Here is an 18949-nt window from a genome sequence, read left to right as displayed (position 1 = left end):
AAAACCTTAAAAACTATGCGCCTGGTTTTATCGTCCCTGTTTGCACTCGGTCTGTTCAGCAATCTGGCCTTTGCTGCGCCCGATCGCGCTGTGCCCCCTGATATCCGAGAGAGTGGTTTCGTCTATTGTGTCAGCGGGCAAGTTGATACCTTTAACCCACAAAAAGCGGGGAGCGGCCTGATTGTTGATACGCTGGCCGCGCAGCTCTACGATCGCCTGCTCGACGTCGATCCTTACACCTATCGGCTGGTCCCGGAGCTTGCCGAAAGCTGGGAGGTAATGGATAACGGCGCAACATACCGCTTCCGTCTGCGCGATGACGTCGCTTTTCAGCACACCCCGTGGTTTACGCCAACCCGTAAACTCAACGCGGATGACGTGGTTTTCACCTTCCAGCGCATCTTTAACCGCAACCATCCATGGCACAACGTCAACGGCGACAACTTCCCCTATTTCGACAGTTTGCAGTTTGCTGATACGGTCAAAAGCGTTCGTAAGCTGGATAACCGCACGGTTGAGTTTCGCCTGACGCGCCCGGATGCTTCCTTCCTCTGGCATCTGGCGACGCACTACGCCTCGGTCATGTCAGCCGAATACGCGGATCAGCTGACGAAAAAGGATCGTCAGGAACGTCTCGATCGTGAGCCTGTGGGCACCGGTCCGTTCCAGTTAGCAGAGTACCGCGCCGGACAATACATTCGCCTGCAACGTCACGATCGTTTCTGGCGCGGCAAACCGCTGATGCCGCAGGTGATTGTTGATCTGGGTTCAGGTGGCACAGGCCGACTCTCCAAACTGCTGACCGGCGAGTGCGACGTGCTTGCCTGGCCTGCGGCCAGCCAGTTGACCATTTTGCGCGACGACCCACGCCTTCGCCTGACCCTGCGCCCGGGAATGAACATCGCTTATCTGGCGTTTAACACCGATAAGCCGCCGCTCAATAATCCGGCCGTGCGCCATGCGCTGGCGTTAGCGATCAACAACCAGCGTCTGATGCAGTCGATTTACTACGGGACCGCGGAAACCGCCGCCTCTATTCTGCCGCGCGCCTCCTGGGCCTATGACGGCGAGGCGAAAATTACGGAATATAATCCGGCGAAAGCGCGCGAACAGCTTAAAGTGCTGGGGGCAGAAAACCTGACGCTACAGCTGTGGGTGCCCACCAGCTCTCAGGCGTGGAACCCCAGTCCGCTGAAAACGGCGGAGCTGTTGCAGGCTGATATGGCGCAGGTGGGCGTTAAGGTGATCATCGTGCCTGTCGAAGGCCGTTTCCAGGAGGCGCGTCTGATGGACATGAATCACGACTTAACGCTGGCTGGCTGGTCCACCGACAGTAACGACCCGGACAGCTTCTTCCGTCCGCTGCTGAGCTGTGCGGCAATCAACTCCCAGACCAACTACGCCCACTGGTGTAACCGGGAATTTGATGCCGTGCTGCATAAAGCGCTGGCGTCTCAACAGCTTGCCTCACGCATTGAGGCCTACGATGAAGCGCAAAATATTCTGGCCAGAGAACTTCCCGTGTTGCCGCTTGCCTCTTCCCTGCGCCTCCAGGCCTACCGTTACGATATAAAAGGGCTGGTACTCAGCCCGTTTGGTAACGCCTCCTTCGCGGGCGTGACCCGTGAGAAAGAACAAGAGGTGAAGAAACCATGATTATATTTACCTTGCGTCGGCTGCTGTTACTGCTGGTCACCCTGTTCTTCCTGACCTTTGTCGGCTTTAGCCTGAGCTACTTTACGCCGCACGCCCCGCTTCAGGGCTCATCCCTCTGGGACGCCTGGCTGTTCTGGTTTAATGGCCTGCTGCACTGGGATTTTGGCGTGTCCAGCATTAACGGACAGCTCATCTCCGAGCAGCTGAAAGTGGTTTTCCCGGCCACCATGGAGCTATGTATACTCGCCTTTGGCTTTGCCCTCATGGTGGGGATCCCGGTGGGGATGCTGGCGGGCATTTATCGTAATAAGTGGCAGGATAAATTCATCAGCGCGCTTGCCTTAATTGGCTTTTCCATCCCTGTTTTCTGGCTGGCGCTGCTGCTTACCCTCTTCTTCTCACTGACGTTAGGCTGGCTGCCGGTATCTGGCCGTTTTGACCTGCTGTATAACGTGCAAACGGTGAGCGGCTTCGCCATCGTTGACGCCTGGCTTTCTGATTCAGTCTGGCGCGACGAAATGATCGTGAGCGCGCTGCGCCACATGGTGCTGCCGGTGCTTACGCTGGCTGTCGCGCCGACGACCGAAGTGATCCGCCTGATGCGCATCAGCACTATCGACGTCTTCGATCAAAACTATGTGAAAGCCGCCGCCACACGCGGACTGTCTCGCCTGACGATTCTACGTCGCCATGTGCTGCATAATGCGTTGCCACCCGTAATCCCACGTCTTGGGCTGCAATTCTCAACCATGCTGACGCTGGCGATGATCACCGAGATGGTTTTCAGCTGGCCGGGCCTTGGGCGCTGGATGATCAACGCCATTCGCCAGCAGGATTACGCGGCGATCTCTGCCGGCGTGATGGTGATTGGCTCCCTGGTCATTATTGTTAACGTTGTTTCCGATATTTTGGGTGCCATGGCCAACCCATTGAAGCATAAGGAATGGTATGCCTTACGATAACGTCTACAGCGAAAAGCGCACGCCCGGTGCGCTACGTACCGTGTGGCGTAATTTTTACGGCGACACCACGGCGATGATCGGCTTTTACGGCTGCATTGGCCTCGTGTTGCTGTGCGTTTTGGGTTCGTGGTTTGCGCCGTATGGCATCGATCAACAGTTCCTGGGTTATCAGCTTTTACCGCCGTCGTGGTCGCGTTACGGGGAGGTTTCGTTCTTCCTGGGGACTGACGATCTCGGACGCGACGTGCTAAGTCGTTTGCTGAGCGGCGCCGCACCGACGGTAGGCGGCGCGTTCGTGGTCACCCTGGCAGCCGCGATCTGCGGCCTGGCGCTGGGCATTTTTGCCGGCTCAACCCACGGACTACGGTCGGCCGTGCTTAACCATATTCTGGATACCTTGCTCTCTATTCCTTCGCTGCTGCTGGCGATTATCGTCGTGGCCTTTGCGGGGCCGCACCTCACCCATGCGATGTTCGCCGTCTGGCTGGCCATTCTGCCGCGCATGGTGCGCTCGGTTTACAGCCTGGTTCACGACGAACTGGAGAAAGAGTATGTCGTCGCCGCCCGTCTGGATGGCGCCACCACGTTTAATATTTTGTGGTTTGCCGTGCTGCCTAACATTGCCGCCGGGCTGGTGACGGAGATCACCCGCGCCCTGTCGATGGCGATTCTGGATATCGCAGCGCTGGGCTTCCTGGATCTGGGCGCACAGCTCCCCTCACCGGAATGGGGCGCCATGCTCGGCGATGCGCTGGAGCTGATTTACGTTGCGCCGTGGACGGTCATGCTGCCGGGCGCGGCCATCATGGTGAGCGTGCTGCTCGTTAACCTGCTGGGCGACGGGATCCGCCGCGCAATCAATGCGGGGGTGCAATAATGCCGTTACTCGATATCCGCAACCTCACGATCGAAATTAAAACGGGCGAAGGCTGGGTCAAGGCCGTGGATCGCATCAGTATTACGCTCGCTGAGGGCGAAATCCGCGGGCTGGTGGGCGAATCGGGCTCAGGGAAAAGTCTGATCGCCAAAGCCATTTGCGGCGTGGCGAAGGACAACTGGCGGGTGACCGCCGACCGTATGCGTTTCGACGACATCGATCTGTTGCGTCTCTCCCCGCGCGAACGCCGTAAACTGGTGGGCCATAACGTCTCGATGATTTTCCAGGAGCCGCAATCCTGTCTCGATCCGTCCGAGCGCGTCGGGAAACAGCTAATGCAGAACATTCCCGGCTGGACCTATAAAGGCCGCTGGTGGCAGCGTTTTGGCTGGCGTAAACGCCGTGCCATTGAGCTGTTGCACCGTGTCGGGATCAAAGACCATAAAGACGCGATGCGCAGTTTCCCCTACGAACTGACGGACGGTGAATGCCAGAAAGTGATGATTGCCATCGCCCTGGCGAATCAGCCGCGTCTGCTGATTGCGGACGAACCGACGAACGCGATGGAGCCAACCACCCAGGCGCAGATTTTCCGCCTGCTCACGCGTCTGAATCAAAATAACAACACCACCATTTTGCTGATCAGCCATGACCTGCAAATGCTGAGCAAGTGGGCGGATAAAATTGACGTAATGTATTGCGGCCAGACGGTAGAAACCGCGCCAAGCGAAGACCTGGTGACGACGCCGCATCATCCCTACACGCAGGCGCTGATCCGGGCGATCCCGGACTTTGGCAGCGCGATGCCGCACAAAAGCCGTCTGAATACGCTGCCTGGCGCGATACCGCTGCTGGAATCGCTGCCCATTGGCTGCCGTCTGGGTCCGCGTTGCCCGTATGCTCAGCGTAAATGTATCGAAACACCGCGCCTGACAGGGCCGAAAAACCATCTGTTTGCCTGTCATTTCCCGCTGAACATGGAGAGAGAGTGAAATGGTCGAAACCTTACTGGAAGTACGTAACCTGAGTAAGACCTTTCGCTATCGCACCGGCCTGTTTCACCGTCAGACCGTCGAGGCGGTTAAACCCCTGAGCTTTACGCTGCGCGAAAAGCAAACGCTGGCGATTATCGGTGAAAACGGCTCGGGCAAATCGACCCTGGCAAAAATGCTCGCGGGTATGGTCGAGCCGAGCGGCGGTGAAATACTGATTGACGATCATCCTCTGGAATTTGGGGACTACTCTTTTCGCAGTCAGCGCATCCGGATGATTTTTCAGGATCCGTCGACGTCCCTAAACCCGCGCCAGCGTATTTCCCAGATCCTGGATTTCCCGCTGAGGTTGAATACCGACCTGGAGCCGGAAGCGCGTCGCAAACGGATTGTCGAAACCCTGCGTCTGGTAGGCCTCCTGCCCGACCATGTCAGCTATTACCCGCACATGCTGGCCCCGGGCCAAAAACAGCGTCTCGGTCTGGCCCGTGCGCTGATCCTGCGCCCGAAGGTCATCATCGCCGACGAAGCGCTGGCATCGCTGGATATGTCGATGCGTTCGCAGCTCATTAACTTGATGCTGGAGTTACAGGAAAAACAGGGTATCTCGTATATCTACGTGACTCAGCACCTGGGCATGATGAAGCACATCAGCGATCAGGTGCTGGTGATGCACCAGGGTGAAGTTGTCGAGCGCGGCAGTACCGCTGACGTGCTGGCCTCCCCGCTCCACGATCTGACAAAACGCCTGATTGCAGGACACTTTGGTGAAGCATTGACGGCGGACGCGTGGCGTAAAGATCGTTAGCCGTTGCGTAACCCGCTTGCCAGCAGAGTAAACACCTCTATGGCATGCGGAAGAGTCTTCTGCGGTTCATCACTCGCGGCAATGAGCAGAGCCGCATTCAGCGCGGCGCCATTCAGCAGATGGGCTGCGACTCTGGCATCCATCTTTTTGATTACGTTGCACTCCATCATTTTTTCGATGGTCTGACGGGTCGACTCAAGGCAGCTGTTCTGACTCGGCCATTGCGCCGGGTCGCCCAGAACAGCCGGGCCGTCAAGGAGGACGATACGCTGAACTTCCGGAACGAGCGCCATTTTGATATAGGCGATGCCCTCCGCCAGCAGTCGCTCCCAGTCATCTTCGGCGGCGGCGGCAATCGCTTTTGCGTTTGCTGCCATTTCGCTGTCTATCTGAGCGACCACTGCCGCCAGTAATCCCTTCTTGTCGTTAAAATTATGATATAGCGCGCCGCGTGTTAACCCCACGCTTGCCGTGAGTTCATCCATTGACGCTGCGGCATAGCCTTTTTCAGCAAATGCCTTCCGCGCCGCCTGAATCATTTTCTCGCGATTTTCCTGGGCCGTTTCAGCGCGACGTTTTGTAGCCATGGGACTTCCTTCATTAAGCGGTAATTATAATTTGACATACGCGGCGTATGTGGATTACATTTTTGACATACATCGCGTATGTTACTTCTACTGCGCAACCACAACAATACCCCTGACAGAAAAGGAAAAGCCATGCATCCACGTGACCCCGTTTTCCCGGCTAATCGCCATGCCCTTTATGAAGAGCATGGCTATTCAGCTGCAATCCGCTCTGGCGATCTGTTATTTGTTTCCGGTCAGGTTGGCAGCCGCAGCGATGGCACACCTGAACCCGACTTCCCCGCTCAGGTGCAGCTGGCGTTCGATAATTTACGGGCGACTCTGGCAGCCGCAGGATGTACTTTTGACGATCTGATCGATGTCACGACGTTTCATACCGATCCTGAAAACCAGTTTCCCGTCATCATGGAGGCGAAAAAACTGGCATTTCCGCACGCTCCTTACCCAAACTGGACAGCAATAGGCGTTAACTGGCTTGCGGGTTTTGATTTCGAAATTAAGGTTATCGCCAGGATCCCTACGCCCGCGAATTAACATCTGGCAGCAAACTGATTTACCGTTAAGCTATCACTGACGCACAAATGAAAGACAGCATCAGTAACTATATTCTCTCCTGGGTAGAAGAAAATAACTTTACTATTTTACACATTGATGATTTGGTTGCAGATATTGGATACAGCAGAAGAACCATCGAAACATGGTTTAAAGAGAAGTATCGGCTCTCTTTAGGTGAGTATATTCTCCGAAGGAGGTTAAGCCGTGCCGCCATTATGCTGAGAATGACGTCGATTCCGGTGACGGATATTGCGTATTTATTCCATTACCAGAGCAGCCAGGGATTTTCCAGAGCCTTTAAAAAAATGATGGGGCTGACACCCTCTGAGTACAGATGTGCCAGAGGGTGGAATTTTGACATCTTACAGCCCTCTTTTTTATTAAGCGAACTGGAAACGCCTGAGCTTGAGGTCTGCTTTCTGGATGAAACGTTTGTCTATACGCATGAAATTATCGAGCACGATCATCTTTTTGATACCTCGGTACATGATATTACTAAAAAAATCAAAAAGCTCCTGACAGAAAATCGCCATGATATCGATAAAATTATTCTGACGCCCCGCCGCCCCGAGTTAGGCAAAAGCCGATCGTATCTGGTAGAGGTATTAATATCGTACGCTTTACAAAGCGACACCGTGACAAATAAAAAATCCTGCATTGTGCGGGGGAGATACGCAAGAATGCCCTTTAGCGGAAGCTGGGAAAGCTACAGCGCGTTTAACAAGATTGGCTTCGTTAAGGCGATGGTAAATAAACGCCTGACGTTGCGCGACGGTAATTACCTGATGAAAATTAATGCGTACAGCGATGAGCGTGTCGATTTTGATGTGTTCATCCCCATCCAGTAACCTCAGCTGCATTCAGCCTGTCTGGTAACGATTCTGTTTTTACCGTTGTGCTTAGCCTCATACAACGCCTCGTCCGCGTCACGCATAATATCATTGCTGTTGACGTTATTCTGAATGGCTGAGCACACGCCGATACTTAATGTGACCTGTACCGGGAGAGCATAATGATACCCCGGCCCGGTGCGCTGTTGAACGTTCTGGCGAATACGCTCCGCGACGGCAATAGCCTGATTACTGTCGGTATCCGGCAGAAGTAGACCAAATTCCTCACCTCCCAGTCGGGCAAAGATGTCGTTATCGCGAATGCTGTCTTTGATAATATCCACGACAGCCAGAATCACGCGATCCCCCACAAGATGGCCCCAGTTATCGTTTATCGACTTAAAGTTGTCGATGTCCAGCATCATAATGCTGGCCCCCTTTTCTGTCCTGAGCGAGCGGACCCGCGGAAGTGCCTCATAAAAATATTTACGGTTGTAAATCTGAGTAAGCGGATCGCGATCAACCCGATCGCCAAAAATTTTCAACAGGTTAAAGACATGGAACATTAAGGTACAAATTACAAATAATTTACTGAGGACCTCTACTGCCCGGCTGATATACCAGAGCGACAGATTGTAGGTATCAAGCAGTAAGAGGAAAAAATTGTAAACAATGGCGGAAAGGCAGACCACAATAATACTGTTCCAGATCCCTGACGCCAGGCGTGTCACAGAGATCATATAACAAAGTAAAGCCGACCAGAGCAGGATCAGAACATTTACGTACCTGATATCCCAGACAGGATAATGATGTTCATCTTCGTATGCTGCAATCGTTAATGTCCAGGCCGGATGGTAGCTGCTGAGATAATGGGCCAGCATCGGAAACATAACCAATGACATCATTAATGCTAACGTCATACTGATCTTATTTCGGAATTTGAGCGTGGATCGTCTCGTGATTTTCTCCACACGGACCGCCAGCGCCAGTAATACGATAAAACTCAGCTGCCGGAAAAAATAGAATACCGCCGTATCGTTGGTTTTTGCCGCCTGGGTAAAACCAGCGTGCTCCGGAAGCTGAATAACAATGATCGTCTCGATGAAATAAACTAGCCCGCTAAGAAATGCCAGGCTCAGAATGAATAATGAAAAGCGCGATCGGTCGGAGGCATACAGCATCTGGATAAAAATAAAGATAATGGTATCCAGAAAGAACAGCGCAATCATGACAATCAAATAGGTGGTCATAGGCACCCTGAAACCAGGGTTATCATTCACGCAAAAGGAGTTCACCGCGATCATAAGCGCAAAAAGCACCGCACCTGACAGCATGATCAGTTTTTCGGCCAACGTTATATTTTTCATCTTCCTTCTTACCGCACACAGATAAAGACGCAAAATGGCATAGCCGTTATCGACCCTTGCGCAATTTTAAAGCGTTTAAAGGGCTAAACGGATCATTTTGCGCAAAAGGCGCTGGACACATCAGCATGAGGGCGGCGTCACGGTGCCCGCTGGTTGGATGAGGCGAACCCCGCGTGCGGTGATATACTGCTGAAATACACACGAAACAGCCTGGTGAAGAGTCAGTTCTACCTCTTCCGTGAGCCCATTCACGGCGCAGGAGCGAGAAATATCGTGACACATGGGTCTGTGAGTGGGCTATAATTTCGAGCTAATTTCGAATGATTTTGAAATACTGCCTGTAACGCTATGAATTACAAGGCAAAATAAGCAATGAACATAAGGATTAAAGCTATGGGTTTTCTTTCCGGTAAGCGCATTCTGGTGACTGGCGTTGCCAGCAAACTGTCCATCGCATACGGCATCGCACAGGCAATGCATCGCGAAGGCGCTGAGCTGGCGTTCACCTACCAGAACGACAAGCTGAAAGGCCGTGTTGAAGAATTTGCCGCGCAGCTGGGTTCCAGCATTGTTCTGGAATGTGACGTTGCACAAGACGAAAGCATTGATGGCATGTTTGCTGAACTGGCAAAAGCATGGCCGAAATTCGACGGTTTTGTTCACTCCATCGGCTTCGCTCCTGGCGACCAGCTGGACGGCGACTACGTGAACGCGGTTACCCGTGATGGCTTCAAAATCGCCCACGACATCAGCTCCTACAGCTTCGTTGCAATGGCAAAATCCTGCCGCGCGATGCTGAACCCGGGCGCAGCCCTGCTGACCCTGTCCTACCTCGGCGCAGAACGTGCTATCCCTAACTACAACGTTATGGGTCTGGCGAAAGCGTCTCTGGAAGCCAACGTGCGCTACATGGCGAACGCGATGGGTCCTGAAGGCGTGCGTGTTAACGCTATTTCTGCGGGTCCAATCCGTACCCTGGCCGCTTCCGGTATCAAAGATTTCCGTAAAATGCTGGCACACTGCGAAGCGGTTACCCCGATTCGTCGTACCGTTACCATCGAAGATGTGGGTAACTCTGCGGCATTCCTGTGCTCTGACCTTTCCGCAGGTATCTCCGGCGAAGTGGTTCACGTTGACGGCGGCTTCAACATCGCTGCAATGAACGAGCTGGAAATCAAATAAGCTTGTCACTCTCTTCCCGCCAGGGAAGAGAGTTTCCCCCCCGCCCGCCCCTCGTTATTCCGTTCTGCTATTTGTTATCACCTAACAATATTTTTCCCCTCATCCGCCTTACGCCAGGATATTGATCGCCATTTTGAGATCAAGGAACGCCCATGGAACAACGCCGTTTTTCCGGCAAAGGCCACTGGTATCATGAAACCCAGTCGAATCATTCGCAGACGGACGTTCTGCCGCTGGTGCCCGAAGCCGCTAACGTCGACGACCGTTTTTTGCTCGATTTAGCCCTGCCCGATGACATTCTCGCAAGCTGTGCTGGTTGGCTTACGCCTGCCCGAACCCTGTGTCATCTTTTGTTCCCGCTTGATACTCCCGTAAACCGTCTGCATACGCTCAGCGCCTACGACAGGCTGAGCACGGCATTAACGGTTGCCCAGGCGTGTGGCGTTCAGCGGCTCTGTAACCACTACGCTGCTCTGCTCGCCCCTCTTCCGGGGCCGGACTCCTCCCGGGAAAGCAATCGACGCCTTGCAGAAATTACCCAGTATGCCCGCCAGTTAGCCAGCTCACCCGATGTCATCGATGATAAAGCCCAAAACCAGCTTGATGAGGTTGGACTCACAACGTATGACATTGTGCTTATCAACCAGATCATCGGTTTTGTCGGTTTTCAGGCGCGAGTGGTCGCGGTATTTCAGGCATTGCTTGGCCATCCGGTACGCTGGCTGCCCGGGCACCACATTCAGCCCCATACGCTGCCGGTCAGCTTCAGCAGATGGACCGCCACGCTACCCGCGGTTGAGCTAAAATATGCCAGTGCGCTTCAGCTTGAGGCGCTCTCACGCTGGCAGGCGGAACCGGCGCTTGAAGCGCTTACCCCTGTGCTGTGTCATGAGCCGATGCTGCTTAATCTGACGGGCGAAATTCTGCTTCACCATCCACAAAGTGAAGGCCCCGCGTCTTCGATGATTTCAGCCGCTCGTGCGCTGCTCGTCGCCTCTCCGGATCGCTTTAGCGCCGCCCAGTTAACGCCCCTGACCGGGTCAGGTCTCTCGCCAGAGAAGGCCATCAACCTGCTAACCCGCGATGCATTTTATGGCTGGCTGGACCGTCTGCGCGTGGCGCTCGGCAAAGAGGAATAACCATACTCTTTACCTAAAGAGCGCTTGCTGTAGCAGTGAGATTCGCGTAAAACTGTCAGCCGCTCAATGGCTACGAAAATAGAACATTATGTTTCAGGACAACCCGCTGCTAGCGCAGCTTAAACAGCAACTGCATTCCCAGACGCCGCGTGCAGAAGGGGTCGTAAAAGCCACGGAAAAGGGCTTTGGCTTTCTTGAAGTTGACGGGCAGAAGAGCTACTTCATTCCGCCTCCTCAGATGAAGAAAGTGATGCATGGCGACCGCATTTCGGCCGTTATTCATACCGAAAAGGAACGAGAGTCTGCCGAGCCGGAAGCACTGATCGAACCTTTCCTGACCCGCTTTGTCGGGAAAGTGCATAAAAAAGACGATCGTCTTTCTGTCGTGCCGGATCATCCGCTCCTGAAAGATGCTATTCCGTGCCGCGCCGCGCGTGGCGTTGAGCATGATTTTGTTGAGGGTGACTGGGCGGTGGCCGAGATGCGCCGTCATCCTTTAAAAGGCGATCGCGGTTTCTACGCCGAGCTTACCCAATACATTACCTTCGGCGACGACCATTTCGTCCCATGGTGGGTGACGCTGGCGCGCCACAACCTTGAAAAAGAAGCGCCTGATGGCGTGGCGACTGAAATGCAGGACGAAGGTCTGGAACGTCGCGATCTGACGGCGCTGGACTTTGTCACCATTGACAGCGCCAGCACCGAAGATATGGACGATGCGCTGTATGCCGAAGAGACAGCCGATGGCAAACTGCATCTGACCGTCGCCATCGCCGACCCTACCGCATGGATTGTCGAAGGCAGCAAGCTGGACGAGATGGCCAAAGTGCGTTCGTTCACCAACTACCTGCCGGGCTTTAACATTCCGATGCTGCCGCGTGAACTCTCCGACGATCTTTGCTCGCTGCGTGCGCATGAAGTACGTCCGGTGCTGGCCTGTCGGATGACCATTGCGGCTGACGGTACCATTGAAGAAGATATTGAATTCTTCGCCGCCACCATCGAATCCAAAGCCAAGCTGGCCTATGACGACGTGTCCGACTGGCTGGAGAACACGGGCAGCTGGAAACCCGAGTCCGACAACATTGCCGCACAAATTCGTCTCCTGCACCGCGTCTGCCTGAGCCGCAGCGAATGGCGTCAAACCCACGCGCTGGTCTTCAAAGATCGTCCGGACTACCGTTTTGTGCTGGGTGAAAAAGGTGAAGTGCTGAATATCGTCGCTGAGCCGCGCCGTATTGCCAACCGCATCGTTGAAGAAGCGATGATTTCCGCCAACATTTGTGCTGCACGCGTGCTGCGCGACAAATTAGGCTTTGGCATTTACAACGTGCACACCGGGTTTGATCCGGCGAACACCGAAGCGCTGGCTGCCCTGCTGAAAACCCATGACGTACACGTCGATCCTGAGGAAGTGCTGACCCTGCAAGGTTTCTGCAAACTGCGCCGCGAGCTGGACGCACAGCCGTCAGGGTTCCTCGACAGCCGTATTCGCCGCTTCCAGTCCTTTGCGGAAATCAGCACCGAGCCAGGCCCGCACTTCGGCCTTGGCCTTGAGGCTTACGCGACCTGGACCTCCCCGATCCGTAAGTACGGCGACATGGTTAACCATCGTCTGCTGAAAGCGATCATCAAAGGGGAATCAGTTGCCCGCCCACAGGATGATACGACATTGCAGATGGCAGAACGTCGCCGTCTCAACCGTATGGCGGAGCGTGATGTCGGCGACTGGTTGTATGCGCGCTTCCTGAATGATAAGGCAGGGACTGACACCCGTTTCCCGGCTGAAATCATTGACATCAGCCGCGGCGGCATGCGCGTTCGTCTGGTGGATAATGGCGCCGTTGCCTTTATTCCTGCCCCGTTCCTGCATGCTGTTCGCGACGAACTGGTTTGTAGCCAGGAAAACGGGACCGTGCAAATTAAAGGCGAAACGGTTTACAAGGTCACTGACGTGATTGATGTCACCATCGCTGAAGTGCGCATGGAAACCCGCAGTATTATCGCGCGCCCTGCCGCCTGATAACCGCGTAAACTTCCGGCCGTTCCGTTAAGGGGTGGCCGGGAGTTCTCACCTGAATTATCTCCCGCAAAATCATCGTTTTTTCTCACACTTTTCTGTTTCCCATCGCCACATTTCGCCAGAATTATCTACAGTAAAAGAGAGCCGTCATTGTCGACTGCAAATGAATAATTTGTGCGCTACTCAGCAGCCGCGGGAGAAAACGTGATGGACGATCTGGAGCAGAATTTGCTGTTTCGTTACATGGGTACGCATAGCCCCTGGTGGCGACTGACAGCAGACAGCAATGCTCTGCATCTTGCTGCCAGTGAAAGCGCTGACATCATTCAGGTGGTTGCGCTGGATGATGAGCAGGCCGCGCTGATCCGCCAGCTCACCGTGATCACCTCCAGTATTGCCATGACCCTGCCCTTGTACGGTGTGGACGTTCCCGTTCATCTTGTCGGCCGTAAAATTAACAAAAATGAGTGGGCAGGAACGGCATCAGCCTGGAACGATACCCCTTCCGTGGCGCGGGACCTGGCGCAGGGGCTCTCCTTCGCCGAACAGGTGGTTTCCGAAGCTAACTCCGTGATTGTGATCCTCGACCAGAACGGGAATATTCAGCGCTTCAACCGTTTAAGTGAAGAATATACGGGCCTGAAGGAACAGGAAGTTATCGGGCAAAACGTGTTCAAACTGTTTATGAGCCGCAGCGAAGCCGCGGCCTCCAAACGAAACATCACCGGCTTTTTTCGTAACGGCAGCTCGTACGAGGTTGAACGCTGGATCAAGACCCGCAAGGGGCAGCGCCTGTTTCTCTTCAGAAATAAATTCGTTCACAGCGGCAGCGGGAAAAATGAAATTTTCCTCATCTGTTCAGGTACCGACATAACCGAAGAGCGTCGGGCCCAGGAGCGCCTGCGCGTACTCGCTAATACGGATACGATTACCGGTTTGCCTAACCGAAACGCCATCCATGAGCTGATCTCCGATGCCATCACCGCTCGGGGTGACACGCAGGTAGGCGTGGTTTATCTCGATCTGGATAACTTTAAAAAAGTGAACGATGCCTATGGGCATATGTTTGGCGACCAGCTGCTACAGGCCGTTGCGCTGGCGATCCTGAGCTGCCTGGACGAAGGACAAACCCTGGCGCGCCTGGGCGGGGATGAGTTTATCGTGATGGCCACCGATACCTCGCAGGGCGCGCTGGAAGCGATGGCGTCGCGCATTCTGACCCGACTGCGTCAGCCTTTCCGCATCGGGCTGATTGAGGTTTACACCGGCTGCTCGCTGGGCATCGCGCTTGCGCCCCAGCATGGTAACGATCGCGAAAGCGTCATTCGCAATGCCGACACCGCCATGTACACCGCCAAAGAAAATGGCCGGGGTAAATTCTGCGTCTTCTCGCCAGAGATGAACCAGCGCGTATTTGAATACCTGTGGCTGGATACCAACCTGCGTAAAGCGCTGGATAACGATCAGCTGTTAATTCACTACCAGCCAAAAATGACCTGGCGCGGCGAAGTCAGAAGTCTGGAAGCGCTGGTGCGCTGGCAGTCGCCAGAGCGCGGCCTGATCCCGCCGATGGAGTTTATCTCCTACGCCGAGGAGTCAGGGCTGATTGTGCCCCTGGGCCGCTGGGTTATGCTTGATGTGGTGCGCCAGGTAGCAAAATGGCGCGACAAGGGGATCAACCTGCGCGTCGCGGTCAACGTCTCCGCCCGTCAACTGGCGGACCAGACCATTTTCAGTGACCTGAAGCAGGCGCTGAAAGACCTGAATTTTGAATACTGCCCGATTGACGTGGAACTGACCGAAAGCTGTCTCATTGAAAATGAAGAGCTGGCCCTGTCAGTGATCCAGCAATTTAGCCGCCTGGGAGCGCAAATTCACCTGGATGACTTTGGTACGGGGTACTCTTCCCTGTCGCAGCTGGCGCGCTTCCCTATCGATGCCATTAAGCTTGACCAGTCTTTCGTGCGGGATATCCATAAGCAGTCCATTTCACAGTCGCTGGTGCGTGCGATAGTCGCCGTGGCGCAGGCGTTAAATTTGCAGGTCATTGCTGAAGGGGTGGAGAGTGCAAAAGAAGACGCCTTTCTGACAAAGAATGGCGTCAACGAACGGCAGGGTTATCTGTTTGCTAAGCCCATGCCCGCTGCCGCATTCGAGCGATGGCTAAAGCGCTATCAGGCCAGGAATGTCCGTTAGCTGGCTTTACGTAAGCCCGTCGCCTGATGGCGATTTTGCAGCATGACCAGCCGCTCCATGTAGGCGATATCCTTCGGTTCAAGGCAGAAGGCGGCATCAACCCAATCCTCGGTAATGTCCATCAGCTCGCTTCGCGGAAGTGGCAGAACGCGCGTACGCGCACGCAGCATGGCCCTTACACCGTTGAGCTTCGGCTGTAGCGTGTCGATAAACGTCCGCACCGAAACATAGCTCTGTAACGGCTCGAATAAGAGATCCACAAGACCATGCTGCTCATACCATTCCGCCGTATGCGACTCACCTTTATAGATCAGCGCCTCCGCCATTTTCATGCCGGCACGACGCGCCACCAGTGAATAGCCGCCCATACCCGGGAACAGATTGAACGCGATTTCCGGAAAGCCTAATCGGGCATCGCGCTGTGCCAGAATGAAATGATGCGCCAGCGCGGCTTCAAACCCGCCCCCTAACGCGCTTCCTTCCACCATAGCCAGCGTGACAGCGCCGGTATCAAACCCTCTTGAGGCGGCATGAACGCAGTCCACACAGGCCCGGGCATAGGCGCGTAACGCTTCGCGTCGGTTGTTTTTGATGCACTCAACGAAGAACTGTAAATCACCGCCGGTATTGTAGATGTCCGGGACCAGCGATCCGGTGACCCAAAAATCAACGACAAATCCGGACTGTCGAACCAGCCAGGAGAGATTCATGATCTCCTCGATCAGCGCATGGTTGAAGCAAGGCCGTGGCGTGGCACGTAACATCATCCACACCGTACGCCGTTCGGCTTCATAATAAGCCGCCAGTTGAGTGAATCGTTCAGCATCAGTAAACAATGTGCAGGTTGTCTGGTTGATAACTGTCATAGTCGAATTCCTCTTATAAAAAAGCGCGTTGCGCGCAGTTTTAGACTAATCCACCCCTACAACCCGCAGCATACGGGGGCCAAATTTATCACTTTCATTTATGAACTTTGGTTATTGCATTTTTTACCTTCTCTTTTGAATCAATTTTCTGCATCATTGATAATATTAACTTTTCGCTTCAGGGTGAGCTTATGTCTAACATTGATGCAACAGCCGTGGCACAGCGTATTGATACTGTGCTGGATATTCTTGTCGCAGGCGATTATCACTCTGCTATCCGTAATCTTGAGATCCTCAAGTCTGAACTGCTGGCTGAGAACGGCGCTGATAACGCTCCAGAATCCACTCAACCTAAAGCCCCGTGGGAAGTGTAACCACGTCGTTTTCGCCCTTGCCTTTTAAATGGATGCTATGAATTCCCGACAACAAATCATTTTGCAGATGGTGATCGATCAGGGACGCGTAAGCGTGGTCGATCTCGCTAAAGCCACCGGCGTTTCTGAAGTCACCATTCGTCAGGATCTGAATCTTCTGGAAAAACAGAGCTACCTGCGGCGTGCGCACGGATATGCCGTTCCACTGGACAGCGACGACGTCGAAACCCGCATGATGAACAATTATGCGCTCAAGCGGGAGCTGGCGGAGTTTGCTGCATCCTTAGTGAATAACGGTGAGACCGTCTTTATTGAAAATGGCAGCAGTAACGCCCTTCTGGCACGCACGCTCGCCGATCAAAAAGACGTTACCATAATCACCGTAAGCAGCTATATCGCCCATCTGTTGAAGGAAACTCGCTGTGAGGTGATTCTGCTGGGCGGCATTTACCAGAAGAAAAGTGAAAGCATGGTCGGGCCATTAACGCGCCAATATGTTCAGCAGGTTCACTTCAGTAAGGCATTCATTGGTATTGATGGCTGGCAGCCCGACACCGGCTTTACCGGTCGCGACATGATGCGTTCAGACGTGGTTAACGCCGTACTCGCCAAAGAGTGTGAAGCGATTGTGCTGACCGACAGCTCTAAGTTTGGCGCCGTACACCCTTATACGATGGGTCCGGCTTCGCGCTTTAGCCGTGTGATTACGGATGAGCGTTTGCGCGATGAATATCGCCAGCAATTAGAACAAGACGGCCTGACTGTCGATATTGTGAAAAAAACGGCCTGATTATCCTGCTGCGCCCGAATAATGGGCGCACTTAAACCTTTCTCTGAGAGTATTCCGACCCTGCCTTTAAGAGTTTTTACCTGTTGAAACCGTTTTAAACACGTAAAATTAATATTAGCGATATAACAGGAAGTGACTATCACCTGCGTGATGATGAAACGCCTGCGCGACCAGCTTTCACGGGAACAGAATTTAAGTAGGGATATTGTCTATACTTAAAGTGCATTCCTTTCCGTGAATCGATAATTCAGGAGAAAGTATTATGACCTTTACCAGCAAAAAATTAGCCGCCGCTGTTCTGGCAATCACTGTAGCAATGTCCCTGAGCGCTTGCTCTAACTGGTCTAAACGTGACCGTAACACCGCGATTGGTGCCGGTGCTGGTGCGCTTGGTGGTGCAGTATTAACGGATGGTAGTACGCTGGGTACATTAGGTGGTGCTGCCGTAGGTGGTATTATCGGTCACCAGGTGGGCAAATAATCACCATAACGGCTCTCACCGGTATAATAATATATTAAGTATTTTCAGGTCTGACTTACGCACTAAAAAAAAAGAGCCACGGCAATGTCCGTGGCTCATTTATTTTAGCCGCCCGCCAGTTTGACTTTCATTCCTTTGGCTTCCAGCAGCGTTTTAATTAAATCGCGTTTATCGCCCTGAATCTCAATAATGCCGTCTTTTACTGCCCCACCGCAGCCGCACTTCTTTTTAAGCTCAGCGGCGAGCTTTACCAGGTCTGCATCATCCAGGTCAATGCCGGTGACAAGGCAAACGCCTTTCCCTTTTCTGCCGCTGGTCTGGCGCTGAATTCGCACGATACCATCGCCTTTTGGACGTTCAGCTTTCTCTTTTGGCTCTTCAATGCGCCCGGTATCCGTTGAATAGACCAGACGACTGTTGGCGTCACGCATTATGCCCCCTTTTTCAGTGATGCATTAATCGCTTTCAGGGTCTCTGCCGGATGAGCGGATTGCGTCACCGGGCGACCAATCACCATATAGTCTACACCCGCGCTCAGCGCCTGCTCTGGCGTCATGATGCGTCGTTGATCCCCAGACTCGGTGCCTGCCGGACGGATACCTGGCGTTACCAGTTTAAAGTCGCGGCCTAGCACAGATTTGAAGCGAACCGCCTCCTGAGCCGAACAGACCACGCCATCGAGACCACACTGTTGCGTGAGGCGCGCCAGACGCTCCGCGTGTTCGGCAGGTGACAACGTCACACCCAGGTCGCGCAGGTCGGATTCATCCATACTGGTCAGCACAGTGACGGCGATCAGAAGCGGAGCGTCATTGCCAAACGGCACCAGAGCTTCGCGCGCAGCCGTCATCATGCGTGCCCCGCCCGATGCATGAACGTTAACCATCCACACACCCAGGTCAGCCGCCGCAGCAACGGCGTGCGCAGTGGTATTTGGAATATCGTGGAATTTCAGGTCGAGGAAAACGTCGAAGCCACGCTGGTGCAGATCGCGGACGATTGACGGGCCGAACAGCGTAAACATCTCTTTGCCTACTTTCAGACGGCAATCACGGGGATCTATGCCATCAACAAAGGCCAGTGCGGCGTCACGGTTATTGTAATCCAGAGCAACAACTACGGGAGAATCGGTAACTACGCGGGAAGTGGAGGATGTAACAGACGTCATGACCAGCCCTTTTCGTCTATGGGCGCGCAGCGGCGCGGAACAGATAAACGGCGTGCATTCTACCTGCCCTCGGGGTAAATGAACAGAATCGAATGC

Annotated in this window: 19 protein-coding genes; 14 read left to right on the top strand and 5 right to left on the bottom strand. The window is 53.9% G+C overall.

Annotated elements, in window-relative coordinates:
* Positions 1-15 precede the first annotated feature (15 nt).
* The 5 genes from sapA to sapF are packed head-to-tail and all read left to right on the top strand — an operon-like array spanning position 16 to position 5295.
* Entirely contained in the window at positions 16-1656 is a 1641-nt protein-coding gene (gene sapA, locus RHN82_RS20500) for an ABC transporter substrate-binding protein SapA (protein WP_310398447.1), read from the top strand.
* Entirely contained in the window at positions 1653-2618 is a 966-nt protein-coding gene (gene sapB, locus RHN82_RS20495; protein ID WP_032648486.1) for a putrescine export ABC transporter permease SapB, read from the top strand. Before sapA ends, sapB begins: the two co-directional genes overlap by 4 nt.
* Positions 2605-3495 (top strand): putrescine export ABC transporter permease SapC, encoded by an 891-nt coding sequence (sapC, locus tag RHN82_RS20490; protein WP_003856843.1) that lies wholly within the window; start codon positions 2605-2607, stop codon positions 3493-3495. The genes sapB and sapC overlap by 14 nt, the downstream gene beginning before the upstream one ends.
* A complete protein-coding gene (sapD, locus tag RHN82_RS20485; RefSeq protein ID WP_003856840.1) occupies positions 3495-4487 on the top strand; it encodes a putrescine export ABC transporter ATP-binding protein SapD in 993 nt (330 codons plus the stop codon). The genes sapC and sapD overlap by 1 nt, the downstream gene beginning before the upstream one ends.
* 1 nt (position 4488) lies before the next feature.
* On the top strand, positions 4489-5295 hold the full coding sequence (gene sapF, locus RHN82_RS20480) for a putrescine export ABC transporter ATP-binding protein SapF (RefSeq protein ID WP_003856838.1): 807 nt from the start codon (positions 4489-4491) through the stop codon (positions 5293-5295).
* Here sapF and RHN82_RS20475 read toward each other — a convergent pair.
* The gene (locus tag RHN82_RS20475) at positions 5292-5882 is read right to left on the bottom strand and encodes a TetR/AcrR family transcriptional regulator (protein ID WP_045339882.1); all 591 of its coding nucleotides are present in this window, start codon (positions 5880-5882) and stop codon (positions 5292-5294) included. The genes sapF and RHN82_RS20475 overlap by 4 nt on opposite strands.
* 132 nt (positions 5883-6014) lie before the next feature.
* Between RHN82_RS20475 and RHN82_RS20470 the strand changes: the two genes are divergently transcribed.
* Together RHN82_RS20470 and RHN82_RS20465 are read left to right on the top strand one after the other, a co-directional pair.
* Positions 6015-6416: a RidA family protein gene (locus RHN82_RS20470; RefSeq protein WP_045339884.1), complete on the top strand. Its 402-nt coding sequence runs from the start codon at positions 6015-6017 to the stop codon at positions 6414-6416.
* A 47-nt stretch (positions 6417-6463) separates the two neighbouring features.
* Positions 6464-7285: a helix-turn-helix transcriptional regulator gene (locus tag RHN82_RS20465; RefSeq protein WP_047050991.1), complete on the top strand. Its 822-nt coding sequence runs from the start codon at positions 6464-6466 to the stop codon at positions 7283-7285.
* Between the two features lie 2 nt (positions 7286-7287).
* Here the strand turns inward: RHN82_RS20465 and RHN82_RS20460 are convergent, their stop codons facing one another.
* On the bottom strand, positions 7288-8634 hold the full coding sequence (locus RHN82_RS20460; RefSeq protein ID WP_047050989.1) for a GGDEF domain-containing protein: 1347 nt from the start codon (positions 8632-8634) through the stop codon (positions 7288-7290).
* A gap of 393 nt (positions 8635-9027) precedes the next feature.
* Between RHN82_RS20460 and fabI the strand changes: the two genes are divergently transcribed.
* From fabI to pdeR, 4 genes are all read left to right on the top strand, one after another.
* Positions 9028-9816, top strand: coding sequence for an enoyl-ACP reductase FabI (gene fabI, locus RHN82_RS20455; protein WP_003856831.1), 789 nt, complete (start codon positions 9028-9030; stop codon positions 9814-9816).
* 152 nt (positions 9817-9968) lie between these two features.
* Positions 9969-10955: an oxidoreductase gene (locus tag RHN82_RS20450; protein WP_047051531.1), complete on the top strand. Its 987-nt coding sequence runs from the start codon at positions 9969-9971 to the stop codon at positions 10953-10955.
* A gap of 88 nt (positions 10956-11043) precedes the next feature.
* Positions 11044-12978 carry an exoribonuclease II gene (locus RHN82_RS20445; RefSeq protein WP_039270613.1) on the top strand — a complete coding sequence of 645 codons (1935 nt, stop codon included), beginning with the start codon at positions 11044-11046 and terminating at the stop codon, positions 12976-12978.
* Positions 12979-13182: 204 nt separating this feature from the next.
* Complete coding sequence (gene pdeR / locus RHN82_RS20440; protein WP_047051596.1) at positions 13183-15174, top strand: cyclic di-GMP phosphodiesterase; 1992 nt, start codon at positions 13183-13185, stop codon at positions 15172-15174.
* Here pdeR and RHN82_RS20435 read toward each other — a convergent pair.
* A complete protein-coding gene (locus RHN82_RS20435) occupies positions 15171-16040 on the bottom strand; it encodes a crotonase/enoyl-CoA hydratase family protein (protein WP_047051533.1) in 870 nt (289 codons plus the stop codon). The two genes, pdeR and RHN82_RS20435, sit on opposite strands and share 4 nt — an antisense overlap.
* Before the next feature lie 191 nt (positions 16041-16231).
* Between RHN82_RS20435 and RHN82_RS20430 the strand changes: the two genes are divergently transcribed.
* The 3 genes from RHN82_RS20430 to osmB all read left to right on the top strand — a co-directional run bounded on the left by RHN82_RS20430 (position 16232) and on the right by osmB (position 17685).
* Positions 16232-16414 (top strand): hypothetical protein, encoded by a 183-nt coding sequence (locus tag RHN82_RS20430; RefSeq protein ID WP_003856825.1) that lies wholly within the window; start codon positions 16232-16234, stop codon positions 16412-16414.
* Between the two features lie 37 nt (positions 16415-16451).
* On the top strand, positions 16452-17204 hold the full coding sequence (locus RHN82_RS20425) for a DNA-binding transcriptional regulator YciT (protein ID WP_003856824.1): 753 nt from the start codon (positions 16452-16454) through the stop codon (positions 17202-17204).
* Between the two features lie 262 nt (positions 17205-17466).
* On the top strand, positions 17467-17685 hold the full coding sequence (gene osmB, locus RHN82_RS20420) for an osmotically-inducible lipoprotein OsmB (RefSeq protein WP_003856823.1): 219 nt from the start codon (positions 17467-17469) through the stop codon (positions 17683-17685).
* A 104-nt stretch (positions 17686-17789) separates the two neighbouring features.
* Here the strand turns inward: osmB and yciH are convergent, their stop codons facing one another.
* On the bottom strand, positions 17790-18116 hold the full coding sequence (gene yciH / locus RHN82_RS20415; RefSeq protein ID WP_003856822.1) for a stress response translation initiation inhibitor YciH: 327 nt from the start codon (positions 18114-18116) through the stop codon (positions 17790-17792).
* Positions 18116-18853 carry an orotidine-5'-phosphate decarboxylase gene (gene pyrF / locus RHN82_RS20410; RefSeq protein WP_047051535.1) on the bottom strand — a complete coding sequence of 246 codons (738 nt, stop codon included), beginning with the start codon at positions 18851-18853 and terminating at the stop codon, positions 18116-18118. Before pyrF ends, yciH begins: the two co-directional genes overlap by 1 nt.
* Between the last annotated feature and the right edge of the window lie 96 nt (positions 18854-18949).

The organism is Enterobacter cloacae complex sp. EB5 (assembly GCF_031432835.1).
Lineage (GTDB): Bacteria > Pseudomonadota > Gammaproteobacteria > Enterobacterales > Enterobacteriaceae > Enterobacter > Enterobacter hormaechei_C.
Note: the sequence above shows the minus strand (reverse complement) of the source record. Positions and strands in the feature narration are given on the sequence as shown.

Coding starts and splice junctions, on each gene's coding strand:
- yciH (WP_003856822.1), bottom strand. CDS start 18,116: ATGCGTGACGCCAACAGTCGTCTGGTCTATTCAACGGATACCGGGCGC.
- RHN82_RS20445 (WP_039270613.1), top strand. CDS start 11,044: ATGTTTCAGGACAACCCGCTGCTAGCGCAGCTTAAACAGCAACTGCAT.
- sapD (WP_003856840.1), top strand. CDS start 3,495: ATGCCGTTACTCGATATCCGCAACCTCACGATCGAAATTAAAACGGGC.
- sapC (WP_003856843.1), top strand. CDS start 2,605: ATGCCTTACGATAACGTCTACAGCGAAAAGCGCACGCCCGGTGCGCTA.
- RHN82_RS20460 (WP_047050989.1), bottom strand. CDS start 8,634: ATGAAAAATATAACGTTGGCCGAAAAACTGATCATGCTGTCAGGTGCG.
- RHN82_RS20475 (WP_045339882.1), bottom strand. CDS start 5,882: ATGGCTACAAAACGTCGCGCTGAAACGGCCCAGGAAAATCGCGAGAAA.
- RHN82_RS20425 (WP_003856824.1), top strand. CDS start 16,452: ATGAATTCCCGACAACAAATCATTTTGCAGATGGTGATCGATCAGGGA.
- pyrF (WP_047051535.1), bottom strand. CDS start 18,853: ATGACGTCTGTTACATCCTCCACTTCCCGCGTAGTTACCGATTCTCCC.
- sapA (WP_310398447.1), top strand. CDS start 16: ATGCGCCTGGTTTTATCGTCCCTGTTTGCACTCGGTCTGTTCAGCAAT.
- sapF (WP_003856838.1), top strand. CDS start 4,489: ATGGTCGAAACCTTACTGGAAGTACGTAACCTGAGTAAGACCTTTCGC.
- sapB (WP_032648486.1), top strand. CDS start 1,653: ATGATTATATTTACCTTGCGTCGGCTGCTGTTACTGCTGGTCACCCTG.
- osmB (WP_003856823.1), top strand. CDS start 17,467: ATGACCTTTACCAGCAAAAAATTAGCCGCCGCTGTTCTGGCAATCACT.
- RHN82_RS20435 (WP_047051533.1), bottom strand. CDS start 16,040: ATGACAGTTATCAACCAGACAACCTGCACATTGTTTACTGATGCTGAA.
- RHN82_RS20430 (WP_003856825.1), top strand. CDS start 16,232: ATGTCTAACATTGATGCAACAGCCGTGGCACAGCGTATTGATACTGTG.
- RHN82_RS20470 (WP_045339884.1), top strand. CDS start 6,015: ATGCATCCACGTGACCCCGTTTTCCCGGCTAATCGCCATGCCCTTTAT.
- fabI (WP_003856831.1), top strand. CDS start 9,028: ATGGGTTTTCTTTCCGGTAAGCGCATTCTGGTGACTGGCGTTGCCAGC.
- RHN82_RS20450 (WP_047051531.1), top strand. CDS start 9,969: ATGGAACAACGCCGTTTTTCCGGCAAAGGCCACTGGTATCATGAAACC.
- RHN82_RS20465 (WP_047050991.1), top strand. CDS start 6,464: ATGAAAGACAGCATCAGTAACTATATTCTCTCCTGGGTAGAAGAAAAT.